Here is a 12096-nt window from a genome sequence, read left to right as displayed (position 1 = left end):
GCGGTGCACCCTCCCTGGCCGGGGCACGATCTGTCGGTTCCGGCGCACGAACTGTCGCGTTCCTCGGCGTTCGTCCCGCGGTCCTCGCGCGCGTCCTACACTCGGGGCGCCCGCGCGGCCACCCGAGCCGCTCCCCCGCCCCGGAAGGCGCCCCGCATGGACCTGCTCGTCGTCGGCGCGGGGCTGTTCGGGCTGACGATCGCCGAGCGCGCGGCCGAGGCCGGCCTGCACGTCACGGTCGTCGACCGCCGCGACCACCTCGGCGGCAACGCGTGGAGCAGCGTCGACGCCGCGACCGGCATCGAGGTCCACCGGTACGGGTCGCACATCTTCCACACCTCGAACGAGCGGGTCTGGGACTACGTCCGCCGGTTCACCGCCTTCACCGACTACCGGCACCGGGTCTACTCGACGCACGCCGGCACCGTGTACCCGCTGCCGATCAACCTGGGCACGCTCAACCAGTTCTTCGGCACCGCGATGAGCCCCGACGCGGCCCGCGCGCTCGTCGCCGAGCAGGCCGCCGAGGTCGACGGCGCGACCGCCACGAACCTCGAGGACAAGGCGGTCTCCCTGATCGGCCGCCCCCTGTACGAGGCGTTCATCCGCGACTACACCGCCAAGCAGTGGCAGACCGACCCCCGGTCGCTGCCCGCCTCCGTGATCGCCCGCCTGCCGGTGCGGTACACCTACGACAACCGGTACTTCTCCGACACCTTCGAGGGCCTGCCCGCGCACGGCTACGGCGCGTGGTTCGAGGCGATGGCCTCCCACCCCCGGATCGACGTGCGGCTCGGCACCGACTTCTTCGACGCCACGCAGCCGCTCAGCAAGGCCGGCGCCCGCGGGCAGCTGCCGGTCGTCTACACCGGCCCCGTCGACCGGTACTTCGACGAGCACGCCGGGCCGCTCGCCTGGCGCACCCTCGACCTCGAGACCGAGACGCTGCCGGTCCGGGACTTCCAGGGCACCAGCGTCATGAACTACGCCGACCTCGACGTCCCCTACACCCGGGTGCACGAGTTCCGGCACTACCACCCGGAGCGTGAGGACCGGCACGCGCAGGACGCGACCGTCGTCATGCGCGAGCGGTCGCGGGCGGCGCAGGCCGGCGACGAGCCGTACTACCCCGTCGCCACCCCGCAGGACCGCGAGCGCCTGCGCGCCTACCGCGACCTGGCCGCCGACGAGCCCGACGTGCACTTCGGCGGCCGGCTCGGGTCGTACCTGTACCTCGACATGCACATGGCGATCGCGTCCGCGCAGTCGCTGTGGGCGAGCGGGGCCGTGCTCGAGCGGTCCGTCGCCGCGGGCGCGCTCGCGCGGGTGGTCGCGACGGCCTGACCGGGTCAGGGCAGGGCCGGCGCGGGCGCCGTCGTCGTGATCGTCGTGGCGGGGATCGGCACCAGGATGCGCAGCACGAACCAGCCGTCCTCGGTGTTCACCGTCATCGAGCCGCCGTACTTCTCCGCCGTGTACCGGATCGACTTCAGCCCGTACCCGTGCCGGTCCCGGTCGGACCGCCGGGTCACGATGTCCCCGTCCTCGGTGCGCAGCTCGCCCGTGAAGTAGTTCTCGAACGTCATCATCACGAACCGGTCCCGCACGAACACCGCGACCTTGATGAGCCGCCGCTCCGGGTCCGGCACGGCGAGCACGCCGTCGATGGCGTTCTCCAGCGCGTTGCCGAACACCGCCGAGACGTCCATCGCGGACATGAAGTCCAGCGCCGCGCCGTCGACCACGTACGTCAGGTCGATACCCCGCTCCGCGCACTCGAGGCTCTTGGTCGTCAGCACGACGTCGAGCACGCCGTTGCCCGTGTCGGCCTGCGCGGCGTACCCGGAGACGCTCGCCTCCAGGCTGTCGAGGTAGTCGGCGCGCAGGCCCGGGTCGCCCTCCGCGCGGATCACGCCGATCTGGTGCTTGAGGTCGTGGTACTTGCGGTTGACGATCTCGATGCTCCGCTTGGACTGCAGGTACTGGCCGTGCTGGCGGCGGAGCATCTCGTCGATCGCCTTCACCTCGGCCGCGGCGTGGTGCTGCAGCCGCTGCCCCTGCTGCGCGTAGAGCGCCACGAACCCGCACAGGTCGACCAGCGTCCGGATGTAGAAGATCTCCAGACCCAGCCGCCCGCTGAACGGCGTGTTCGCGCTGAGGAAGCTGATGTTGCTCATGAAGAACGTCACCAGCGCGATCGCGACCGCCGAGGCCAGCTCCCCGGTGGTGACGTCGAGGGGCTGCGCGGGCCGGAAGTGCCGGGACTCGATGAGGTACGCCGCGACGAACGCGGTCCCGTACGCCACGACGAAGAACACCGCCTGCCACGCCGTGCCCGGCCGGTCCGCCGGCAGGAAGAAGAAGCAGTGGATCTGCCAGTGCGCGGCCGCGACCAGCTCCGCCAGCACCAGCGCCCGCGCGGCGAAGTAGCCGGCGTCCCGGGCCGACACCCGCGCGGCCGTGACGATGAACGCGAACATGCACGCCACCGCCGACGCCATGCCCAGCGGCCACAGCGCCCGCGGCAGCTCGTCCGCGAGCACCTGCACCGCCACGACCACCCCGAGCGCCGTCGCCGCGACGAGGACCAGGCGCGCGACCGGCAGCCGGTGCCGCCGCAGCAGCACGTACACCAGGCACGCCGCCCACTCCGCGAGGCCGGTCAGCACCCGGGGGATGTCCGGCAGGGTCTCGACGATCACGAGCTCAGCGCCCCCAGGTAGTCGGTCAACGCCGCGAGGAACGCCTTCTTGCGGGGCCGGCTGATCAGCAGGTCGTGCCCGCCGACCATCAGCGCGCTGCTGCCCTGCACGCCGAGGACGTGCCGGAGGTTCACCACGTACCCGCTGTTGCTGCGGAAGAAGCTCTTGCCGGCCAGCTCCGCCTCCAGGCCCTTGAGCGGGCTCACCACGGAGTACCGGCCGTCCACGGTGTGCACGGTCGTGCGGTGCTTCGCCGACTCCAGGAACACGATGTCGTCCGTCGCGACCCGCACCAGCCCGCCGTCGACGGCCAGCAGCAGGTAGTCCGCGGACCGGCGGCGCAGCCGCGCGACCGACCGACGGATCTCCTGCGAGAACGCGAAGTACGGCACCGGCTTCAGCACGTAGCTCAGCGCGTCGACCTCGTACCCGCGGATCGCGTGCTGCGTCATGTTGGTGATGAACACGATGACCACGTCCCGGTCGACCTGCCGGATCCGCTCCGCCGCGCTGAACCCGTCGAGCCCCGGCATCTCGACGTCCAGCAGCAGGATGTCGAACACCGGCCGGTACCCCGCGACGACGTCCGCACCGTCCGGGAACCGGGTCACGGCGAACGTCTCGCCGTGCTCGCGCTCGTACCGGGCGAGGTGGTCGACGAGCAGCGCGGAGCTCGCCGGGTCGTCCTCGACGATGCCGATCCTGATCACGATGCTGGTCCCCGGGGTCTGCGCCCCCGCGGCGCGGGGGACGTCGGCCGACCGGAGCCCAGGTGCTGCAGCCCGACGGTCCCCTGGTCGCGGGCGGGCTCCGGCGAGTCGCGCCGATGCTAGGCGAGACGCCCCTGACGTGTCATCCACGCTGGTGGGCGGCGGCGCGTCCGGGTGAGCGCGGGGTGGGTCGGCTCACGTCGGGACGGCCATCGCCTCCTCGGCGTCCTTCTCGCCGTCGACCGCGCGCACCACGGCGGCCGCCAGGTCGTCGGGGCGGCTCAGCTGCGGCCAGTGGCCGGTCGGCAGCTCGACGACGGTCACGTCCCGCACCTTCGCCAGCTCAGCGACGTACGGGTGGCCCTTCGCCATGAGGTCCCGCAGCACGGCCTCCGGCATCGTCGACGAGATCACCGTGACCGGGACCTCGTAGCGCCGCTCGTCGTGCAGCCGCTGCGGCCCGCCCGCCACGAGCGGCGGCACCGACAGGGCGTGCGCCCGGAGGTCCGCGCGGATCTCGTCGGTGAGGCCGTCGAGCTCCTCCTCCTCGAAGACGCCCCAGTCCGGCAGCGGGACCACGCCGTCGACGACCGGCAGCTCGTCGTTGACCACCCCGCCGTCCGCCAACGGGCCGCTGTCCACGTAGACCACCTGCTCGACCCGGTCGGGCCGGGCGTCCGCGACCGCGTGCGCGACCGCGCCACCGCCGCTGTGCCCGACGACCACGACCGGCCCGTCGAGACCGTCGACCATCTCGACCACCGCGGCCGCCTGGTCGGCGAGGGTGATCGTCGCGACCTGCTCCGCCGCGCCACCCGCGCCCAGGGGCGTCACGGGGTGCGGGGTGTGTCCGGCGGCCGAGAGAGCCGCGGAGACCGGCGCCCACGAGGAGGCGTCGAGCCAGAAACCCGGGATGAGGACCACGTTCATCCCCCGACGGTAGCCCCGCCCTCCGACACCGACCCGCTCCCGACCGCGAGGGGTCGGCGCGCGAGGGGCGGTGCCACGATGGGGCGCATGGAGCCCAGGCGTCGTACCCGTGCCCTCACCGGCCTCGGACTCGCGGTGGTGGTGCTGCTGGTCGTGTCCGCGTGCGCGGCCGGCGTCAACCCGCAGACCGGTGCCGTCGCACCCGGCGCGACCGAGCCGGCCGGCTTCTGGCTCGGGGTGTGGCACGGCGCGATCCTGCCGGTCACGTGGATCGTGTCGCTGTTCACCGACACCGTCACGCCGTACGAGGTGTTCAACAACGGGAACTGGTACGACGTCGGGTTCGTGCTCGGCATCTCGCTGGTGTTCGGCGGCCGGTTCGGCGCCAGCCGCGCGAAGCGCCGCTGACCTCGTCCACCTACTCCCCCACCACGAGCAGGACCAGGTCGTCGCCCTCGGCCTCGAGGTAGGCGGTGGACCGCCAGCCCGCTGCGGAGAACGCGTCGTCCAGGGCCGCCCCGGCGAGGAGGTCCCCGATCGGCAGCTCCTCGCCGAGCGCGTCCGCCACGTCGGGCCGCTCCGTCGCGGGCGCCAGGTCCAGGGACGCCCGCAGGTCCGCGGCGACTCCGGTCGGCAGCTCGACCACCGCGTCGATCCAGTACAGCGAGGGGCCCGGGACGTCGGCGTCGCCGAGCGCGCCGCTCGACCAGCTGACCGAGGTCGCACCGGCCAGGGCGGGGACCCGGTCCAGCAGCGGCTCGACGTCGTGGCGGACCTCTCCGGTGCCGCTCCGCGCGTCGGCGTCCGCACCGCACGCGCCGAGCAGGAGGACGACGCCACCGACCGCGACCACCCGACCGCGCGGCGTCCCGGAGCGAGCACGCTTCACCACCCCGACACCGTACCGATCACGGACCGCCCCACCCGAGGGCGCACGACCCGGGCGGGTCAGCGGCGGGAGCGGTAGCGGGGGGACGGGGCGTCGCGGGCCACCGCGGACGCCCAGACCCAGATCATCCCGATCCGGCCGCGGTCGTCGGTGTACGTCACGCGGACCGCGCGGGTCGTCCACGCGGTGGCCTGCGCGTGGATGCAGCGGTCCTTGCCGGTCGCGTCGATCACCCACACCTGCACCGGGATCGGCTGTCGTGCCGCCAGGACCGGCTCGCCGCACGCCGCGGTCGGGAGGGAGCGGTAGCCCTCCCACGGCGGCACGTGGCGGGACGGGTCGAACACGTGTTCGAGTGTAGGTCGCTCCGGCGAGGCGCCTGGGCGTCGCTCAGTCCGGGTACGTCGCCCACGACGTGTCGTCCAGCATCTCCGCCCAGCCGCGCTCGATCTCGGCCCAGGTGAGGACCCGGCCGCGGCCCTCGTCGACACCGTCGGGGCCCGCGACGACCGGGTACCAGGTCAGGTCGTCACGGTCGGGCGCGTGGTGCCCGATCAGCACGCGTCCGCGTCCGGGCCGCGCGATGAGCTGCAGCGCCCAGGCCCACAGCACGTAGCCGCCGTTCGCGAACTCGTCGTCGTGCTGGCTGAAGTCCACCGCGAGCACGCGGTCGCCCGACCAGTGCCCGGACAGGCGCAACGGCGGGCCGACGAAGGGTGGTTCCTCGCCGGTGAGCAAGCGGGTCCAGTTCCCGAGGTAGTGCGCGACCACGGGGTGCAGGCGGGCGAGGTCCTCCGGGGCGGGGGCGGTGTCCCGGGCCACCGCCTCGAGCACGCGGAGCGTCACCGCGTCGAGGTCGGCCCGCAGCGGGATGCGGAACGACCAGGTGTGCCACATGCTCACCCGAGGTGCCCGCCGACCGCGCCCGCGCCGCCGGCCTTGGCCGCACCGAGCACGCCCGTCGTGATCAGGCCCGCGAGCGGCGAGCCGGCGACGGTGCCGCCCGCGTCGAGGTGGTCGGCCTGCGACCGCAGCGCGGCGGCGACCGGCCCGGCGCCGCCCGCGCGGTGCGCCTCGACGGCGTCGGCGATCCGGCGGAGCAGCGCGGGTGGCTGCGACGCGTCGAGGTAGTCGGTCCGGGCGACGAGCTGGACGTGCAGGCCACGACCCTGCGCGGGTGCGGCCCGGAGCAGCAGGGTCCCGCCGCCGTTCGGCACCAGGGACACGGTCGTGCCCGGGGCGAGACGGACCTCCCGCCGCCAGGTGCGGCACCGGACGCGGAGCAGCGTGCCGCCGTCGGGGTCGAGCCACGTCGACTGCCAGACGAGCACGCCGAGGAACACCGCCAGCGCGGGGAGCACGGTCACGACGTAGATCCGGTTCTCGGGCTGGGTGACGCCGACGTACCCGCCGACCGCGAGGACCGCGAGGACCGTCGCGACGATCCACCCGAGGGCGGACCGCGAGCTGAACCCCGGGATGCGGACCAGGTCGCCGGTCACGGCGCCCCGGCCTCCCCGGCGGCTGCGGCCGCGACGGCCGCTGCGACGGCCGCCGCACGACGCGCCAGGTCGTGCACCCGGGCGTCGAGCACCGCGCGGGTGGTCGGCGTCGCGACGACCGCCGATCCCGACCCGGCGGCCGCGGACAGCACCCACGCCCCGCCGGGGCCGGTGAACAGCCCGAGCAGCTCGGGCTCCCGGTCGTCGGCGGTCCGGACCACGACGTCGGCGCGCGCGAGCGCGTGCCCGAGCGCCTCGACCACCGCGTCCGGCGGCTCGGCGGGGTCGGCCAGCTCGATCGCCGGACCGGTGCCGTCGCCGGTCTCCGGGTGCGCGACCGCGTCGAGCAGCAGGTCGCCCAGGACGTCGGCGGCCGCGAGGGAGAACCGGTGCTGCCCGTCGGTCGTCACCTGCTCCACGAGCACCACGTCACGGACCACGTGGGCGTACCAGTAGTCCTGCCCGAGCACCGTGGTCCGCGCCACGCACACGGTCGCGGCGGCCCCACGGCGCAGCGTCACCAGGGACAGCACGTCCTCGCGGACCTGGAGCTCCACGGTCGGCTCGCCCACGGCGGCGGCCAACGCCTCGACGGTCGGCGGGTCGACGACCCCGCGCGCTAGCAGCCCGCGGTAGGCGGTGCGGAGGGCGACCTCGCGGTCCGCCTCGGCGAGCGTCGCCAGGTACGGGGAGACCACCAGGCCGCCGGGGCCGGCGAGGATCGCCAGCTCCTCGTCGGTCAGCACCTCGACCGGCACGGCCACCGGGGCGTCGGCGGCGCTCACAGCAGCCCGAACGAGAGCACGTCGAGCGCGCCCTTGCCGAAGTCGGTCACCGCGTCCTTGGCCTTGTCCACCTGGTCTCCCGCCCAGTCGGCGGCGTCCGACACCGCGTCCGTCGTCGCGTTCCACGCGCCCACCGCGACGTCCTTCACGGCGCCGCCGGCGGAGACGAAGAAGTCCCCGATCGCCTCGCGGTTGTCCCACACGAGGTTGCCCAGGCTCCACGCGCCGTAGGCGAGCACGGCGCCGCCGGCGACAGCGAGGCCGACCGGGCCGAGCGCCAGCGCGCCCGTCCCCACGGCGATCAGCGTGCCCGCGCCCGCGGCGCCGGCGAGCCCGAAGCCGCGCGTCGCCCAGCCGCGGGCGCCGTCGTAGCCGCCGCCCGTGACCGCGTCCACAAGCCCGGTCGCGACCGTCAGCGGCAGGAACGCCTTGCCCGCGACCCGCATCGCGTTGGCCGCCCCGGGGCCGAGGATCCGCGCGAGCAGGGGGTTGACCGCCTTGCCGTTCTTGAACACGTCCAGCGCCGCGTCGGCCTTCGCGAAGTTCTCGACCATCGCCGCGTAGTGCGTGATCGGCGCCGACGACGCCTTCAGGAAGTCGAGGAACGCCTTGCCCTTGGAGGCCGACTTCAGGACGCCCTTGATGACCTGGGCCAGCGCGATGCCGCCCGCCGTGACGCTCCCGAACGCGCCGATCACGTCGCCGCTCGCGAACGCGCGCTGCAGGTAGGCGTCGACGGCCGACTGGAGGGTCTGCGGCACCTCCACGGCCGCGAGCGTGTCCGCGACCCGCTGGTCCGTGGTCGCCACGTCCTGCAGGGCGGTCGCGATCGCGTCGGCGTGCACCTGGGCGTCGTCGTTCAGGGCCCGCTGGTCGGCGTCGCGCTTCGCCCCCGCACCCTCGGGGTCGCCGGGCGCGGTCATCACCGGCGGCAGCGTCGGCGCGGTCACCCGGCCGTCGGCGTCGACACGGAACCCGCCGGCGGTCGCGGTGTCCACGGTCGACAGCAGCGCCGACTTCGCGCGCGCCAGGTCGGTGCTGCCCGACGACAGCGCCGTGCGCGCCGACTCCAGCGCGTCCGCGAGCGCGAACCCGGTCGTCGCCTCGCTCGCCATCCGCTGCGCGGCGGCCTGGGCGGCGTCTCCGTCCCAGTGGTCGGTGAGCCGGGTCATCGCGGTCTTCGCCGCGCGGACCTGCGCGTCGACGGCCTCCTGGGCCGTCCCGACCCCGGTCGCGGCGTCGGCGAGCGCCTCGGGCCGCCAGCTGCGGACGACCTCGAGCGTCAGCGCCGCCATCAGCGGGGCACCATCGTGCCGAAGCGGTCCTGCACCGAGCTGTCGGCCGTGCGGTACCCGTCGGCGGACCCGGACGCGCTCGCCGACATCCCCCGGACGTTGTCGCCCAGCACCTGCACCGCCGCACCCAGCCGGGTCGACACCCACACCGCGGCGTCCGGGATCGCCGAGCCGGGCAGCGCCGCCTCGATCCCGCCGAACGCGCCGGCGACGTCCACCGCCTGCAGCTCCGACGCCACCGTCTCCAGGTCCGTGGCCGCGGTGTCCAGCGCCGCGATCGAGACGTCCACGCTCATGGGGGTGTACCTCCGTCGTCCGGGTTCAGAAGTCTCCGAGGGCGCTCAGGCCCCCGCCGCCGAGCCCCATGTACCGGCCCAGCGGCGACGACGCCACGGGCAGGCCCTGGTCCAGGTGGTCGGCGTGCGCGCGCAGCGGGGCGATCACGGCCGTGGTCTCCCGCACGCCGCGGGTCACGAGCTCGTCCGCGAGGGCGCGCGCCACGTCGGCCGGCACCCCGTAGGCGGTCCCGCCGTGCACCTCGATCAGCGGCACGACCGCGTACGTCCAGCCGAGGCCGCGCGACGCCATCAGCTCGGTGCGGCGCTTGTCCGAGGTGAGCACCACGGAGGCCCCGCGGCTCAGGTCGACGGGACGGTTCCGCAGCGAGTGCCGAGTGGGATCGAGGACGCCCGTGCCCCGGTCGAGGCGCGCGACGACGGCGCCACCCGCGGCCGGGTCGAGGGCGCGCACGGCGACGACGCCGCTCGATGCTGCGGTGCTGCTCACGTCGGTGACTCCCCCGGGGCCGGTGCTGGACACGCGGGCGTCACGGTACCAAGGCAGACCGGGAGCGGCCTGGCGGCTGCGGGTGAGCTACCGGAGCAGGGCGAGGTACTGCGGGCGGGCCTTCATCGCGTGGATGACGAGAGGCGGGTTGTGCGCCGGATCGTCGAACACCAGGACGACGATCTCCAGGATCCGCACGTCTCGGTCGTAGCCGAGGAGCAGCCACCGTCGGGGGTCGTCCTCGTCGTCGAGCGGTTCGCGGTGGATGACGTTCTCGGCCGCGTGGCGGACGTCGCCGTCGTCGAGATGGTCCCGCGAGAAGTGCTTGCGCGCCGCGGCGTGCAGATTCACGCGGTCCGCGTCCACGAGCGGACCGCCGCGCGGATCGCGTCGGACTGACTGGACAAGCCCTCCTCCTTGGCCCGCTCGGTCAACGCGGCCAGGAGCGTGTCGTCCAGACGAACGGTCACCGGACGTCCCGGACCGCGCCCTGCCGCCGGTCGTCCACGCCGCCGGGTGATCGGAAGGTCGTATCCGGCCTCGGCCTCGTCGGCCCACGCCTGGACCTGGGCGTCGTCGATCGGGACTCCGTTGATGGTGCCGTGCACCGTCGGCTCCTCGCTCATGCAAATAACGTACACGAAAATCGTCCGCGCCTCGCGCTCAGCCCACCAGGCTCCCCCCGTTGGTCCGGATCACCTCGCGGTACCACCCGAACGACTTCTTCCGGTGCCGCGCCAGCGTCCCGGACCCGTCGTCGTGCCGGTCGACGTAGACGAACCCGTAGCGCTTGCTCATCTGGGCGGTGCTGGCGGACACGCAGTCGATGCAGCCCCAGGTCGTGTAGCCGAGCACCTCGACGCCGTCGCGCAGCGCCTCGCCGACCTGGACGAGGTGGTCGTTGAGGTACGCGATCCGGTAGTCGTCGACGACGGTCGGGACGCCGTCGACCTCGACGAGCTCGTCCTTGGCACCGAGGCCGTTCTCGACGATGAACAGCGGCTTGCGCCAGCGGTCCCAGAACTGGTTCATCACGACGCGCAGGCCCACGGGGTCGATCTGCCAGCCCCACTCGCTCGCCGGGAGCGTGGGGTTCGGGACGCCGCCCATGATGTTGCCCGCGCCGGCCTGGCGGAGCTCGGGGTCGGCGGTCTCGCAGACGCTCATGTAGTAGGAGAACGACACGAAGTCGACGGTGTGCCGCAGGGTCGCGCGGTCCTCGTCGGTGATGTCCAGCTCGACGCCGATCTCGCGCAGGTGCCGCAGCAGGTAGCCGGGGTACTCGCCGCGGCAGTGCACGTCGCCGAACGCCAGGTTGAGGTGGTCGGCGTGCATCACCGCGAGCGCGTCCGCCGGGGCGGGCGTCATCGGGTACGTCGGCATCGCGATGAGCATGCAGCCGATCTGCGCGTCCGGGGCGACCTCGCGGGCGATCTTCGTCGCGAGGGCGCTGGCGACGAGCTCGTGGTGGATCGCCTGGTACAGGTCGGTGGGGGCGAGCTGGTCCTTGGGGGTGAGGATGCCGCCGCTGAGCAGCGGGGCGTGCAGCACCGAGTTGATCTCGTTGAACGTCAGCCAGTACCGCACCCGGGAGCCGTACCGCTCGAACAGGGTCCGCGCGTAACGGGCGTAGTGGTCGACCATCTCGCGGCTGACCCAGCCGTCGAGGGTCTGCGCGAGGTGCAGCGGCGTCTCGTAGTGGGAGATCGTCACCAGCGGCTCGATGCCGTGCTTCTCGCACTCGTCGAGCACCCGGTCGTAGAACGCGAGGCCCTCCTCGTTCGGCTCGGCCTCGTCGCCGCGCGGGAAGATCCGGCTCCACGCGATCGAGAACCGGTAGACGCCGAAGCCCATCTCCGCGAACAACGCGATGTCGTCGGCGTACCGGTGGTAGAAGTCGATGCCCGCGAGCTTGAGGTTGTCCGGCGTAGGTCCGTCGGTGGGCGGGGCCATCAGGCCGCGCGGCATGACGTCCTGGATGGACAGGCCCTTGCCGCCCTCGTCGTAGGCGCCCTCGACCTGGTTGGCGGCGGTCGCGCCGCCCCAGAGGAATCCGGGCGGGTACGGGGTGTCGGTGCTGGTCACGGTGACGCCTCTCTGCGTGCGGGACGGTGGTGCGGCTACGTGGGGGTGGGACGGACCCGCCGGTCAGGCGGTGGCGGCGTCCAGGTCGGTCGCGAGCAGGGCGGCCAGGCGGTCGAGCGCGGCGTCCGCGCCGTCGCCCTCGGCGCTGAGCTCGACGTCCTCGCCGTGCTGGAGCGCCAGGCCCATGACGAGCAGCAGGCTCGCCGCCTCGACGGGCTCGGCGCCGGGTCGGCCGATGCGGACGGGCACCCGGGTCGCGGCGACCTCCCGGGCGAAGGCTCCGGCGGGGCGGGCGTGCAGCCCGGTGGTGGTCGCGATGGTCACGGTGCGGTGCGGCACGAGCAGCTCCTGTGCGGTCGAGCGCCTGGTCCGGGCAACAAAAAAGACCTGCGCGCACCGGGCGGGGAACGCC

Annotated in this window: 17 protein-coding genes; 2 read left to right on the top strand and 15 right to left on the bottom strand. The window is 73.8% G+C overall.

Annotated elements, in window-relative coordinates:
* Positions 1 to 156: 156 nt before the first annotated feature.
* On the top strand, positions 157 to 1344 hold the full coding sequence (gene glf / locus ACFVXN_RS00520) for a UDP-galactopyranose mutase (protein WP_389225625.1): 1188 nt from the start codon (positions 157 to 159) through the stop codon (positions 1342 to 1344).
* A 5-nt stretch (positions 1345 to 1349) separates the two neighbouring features.
* On the opposite strand, the gene ACFVXN_RS00515 is transcribed toward glf, so the two are convergent.
* The 3 genes from ACFVXN_RS00515 to ACFVXN_RS00505 all read right to left on the bottom strand — a co-directional run bounded on the left by ACFVXN_RS00515 (position 1350) and on the right by ACFVXN_RS00505 (position 4342).
* Positions 1350 to 2702 carry an ATP-binding protein gene (locus ACFVXN_RS00515; protein WP_389225622.1) on the bottom strand — a complete coding sequence of 451 codons (1353 nt, stop codon included), beginning with the start codon at positions 2700 to 2702 and terminating at the stop codon, positions 1350 to 1352.
* The gene (locus ACFVXN_RS00510) at positions 2699 to 3412 is read right to left on the bottom strand and encodes a LytR/AlgR family response regulator transcription factor (protein WP_389225619.1); all 714 of its coding nucleotides are present in this window, start codon (positions 3410 to 3412) and stop codon (positions 2699 to 2701) included. The genes ACFVXN_RS00515 and ACFVXN_RS00510 overlap by 4 nt, the downstream gene beginning before the upstream one ends.
* 195 nt (positions 3413 to 3607) lie before the next feature.
* Positions 3608 to 4342 carry an alpha/beta fold hydrolase gene (locus tag ACFVXN_RS00505; protein ID WP_389225616.1) on the bottom strand — a complete coding sequence of 245 codons (735 nt, stop codon included), beginning with the start codon at positions 4340 to 4342 and terminating at the stop codon, positions 3608 to 3610.
* A gap of 87 nt (positions 4343 to 4429) precedes the next feature.
* Here ACFVXN_RS00505 and ACFVXN_RS00500 point away from each other — a divergent pair, with 87 nt between their 5' ends.
* Positions 4430 to 4750, top strand: a complete 321-nt coding sequence (locus ACFVXN_RS00500; protein ID WP_389225613.1) for a hypothetical protein — start codon at positions 4430 to 4432, stop codon at positions 4748 to 4750.
* 10 nt (positions 4751 to 4760) lie between these two features.
* Here ACFVXN_RS00500 and ACFVXN_RS00495 read toward each other — a convergent pair whose 3' ends face one another.
* The 12 genes from ACFVXN_RS00495 to ACFVXN_RS00440 form a co-directional block, all read right to left on the bottom strand.
* Positions 4761 to 5234 carry a hypothetical protein gene (locus tag ACFVXN_RS00495; RefSeq protein WP_389225610.1) on the bottom strand — a complete coding sequence of 158 codons (474 nt, stop codon included), beginning with the start codon at positions 5232 to 5234 and terminating at the stop codon, positions 4761 to 4763.
* Between the two features lie 56 nt (positions 5235 to 5290).
* Positions 5291 to 5578, bottom strand: a complete 288-nt coding sequence (locus ACFVXN_RS00490) for a hypothetical protein (protein ID WP_389225608.1) — start codon at positions 5576 to 5578, stop codon at positions 5291 to 5293.
* 43 nt (positions 5579 to 5621) lie between these two features.
* Entirely contained in the window at positions 5622 to 6134 is a 513-nt protein-coding gene (locus ACFVXN_RS00485; RefSeq protein WP_389225605.1) for a hypothetical protein, read from the bottom strand.
* Complete coding sequence (locus ACFVXN_RS00480) at positions 6131 to 6733, bottom strand: hypothetical protein (protein ID WP_389225602.1); 603 nt, start codon at positions 6731 to 6733, stop codon at positions 6131 to 6133. Before ACFVXN_RS00480 ends, ACFVXN_RS00485 begins: the two co-directional genes overlap by 4 nt.
* A complete protein-coding gene (locus tag ACFVXN_RS00475; RefSeq protein ID WP_389225599.1) occupies positions 6730 to 7518 on the bottom strand; it encodes a hypothetical protein in 789 nt (262 codons plus the stop codon). Before ACFVXN_RS00475 ends, ACFVXN_RS00480 begins: the two co-directional genes overlap by 4 nt.
* A complete protein-coding gene (locus ACFVXN_RS00470) occupies positions 7515 to 8813 on the bottom strand; it encodes a hypothetical protein (protein ID WP_389225596.1) in 1299 nt (432 codons plus the stop codon). The genes ACFVXN_RS00475 and ACFVXN_RS00470 overlap by 4 nt, the downstream gene beginning before the upstream one ends.
* Positions 8813 to 9109, bottom strand: a complete 297-nt coding sequence (locus ACFVXN_RS00465; RefSeq protein WP_389225592.1) for a hypothetical protein — start codon at positions 9107 to 9109, stop codon at positions 8813 to 8815. The genes ACFVXN_RS00470 and ACFVXN_RS00465 overlap by 1 nt, the downstream gene beginning before the upstream one ends.
* 25 nt (positions 9110 to 9134) lie before the next feature.
* Positions 9135 to 9632 (bottom strand): hypothetical protein, encoded by a 498-nt coding sequence (locus ACFVXN_RS00460; protein WP_389225589.1) that lies wholly within the window; start codon positions 9630 to 9632, stop codon positions 9135 to 9137.
* 54 nt (positions 9633 to 9686) lie between these two features.
* On the bottom strand, positions 9687 to 9950 hold the full coding sequence (locus ACFVXN_RS00455) for a toxin (RefSeq protein ID WP_389225586.1): 264 nt from the start codon (positions 9948 to 9950) through the stop codon (positions 9687 to 9689).
* Positions 9947 to 10225: a ribbon-helix-helix domain-containing protein gene (locus tag ACFVXN_RS00450; protein WP_389225583.1), complete on the bottom strand. Its 279-nt coding sequence runs from the start codon at positions 10223 to 10225 to the stop codon at positions 9947 to 9949. The genes ACFVXN_RS00455 and ACFVXN_RS00450 overlap by 4 nt, the downstream gene beginning before the upstream one ends.
* A 37-nt stretch (positions 10226 to 10262) precedes the next feature.
* The gene (locus tag ACFVXN_RS00445; protein ID WP_389225580.1) at positions 10263 to 11684 is read right to left on the bottom strand and encodes a glycoside hydrolase family 1 protein; all 1422 of its coding nucleotides are present in this window, start codon (positions 11682 to 11684) and stop codon (positions 10263 to 10265) included.
* Positions 11685 to 11747: 63 nt separating this feature from the next.
* Entirely contained in the window at positions 11748 to 12023 is a 276-nt protein-coding gene (locus ACFVXN_RS00440) for an HPr family phosphocarrier protein (protein WP_389225577.1), read from the bottom strand.
* Between the last annotated feature and the right edge of the window lie 73 nt (positions 12024 to 12096).

It is taken from the genome of Cellulomonas sp. NPDC058312, from assembly GCF_042880135.1.
In the GTDB taxonomy this organism is placed as follows: Bacteria; Actinomycetota; Actinomycetes; order Actinomycetales; family Cellulomonadaceae; genus Cellulomonas.
The sequence above is the reverse complement of the archived record's forward strand: the minus strand, read 5'-3'. Positions and strand labels throughout refer to the sequence as shown.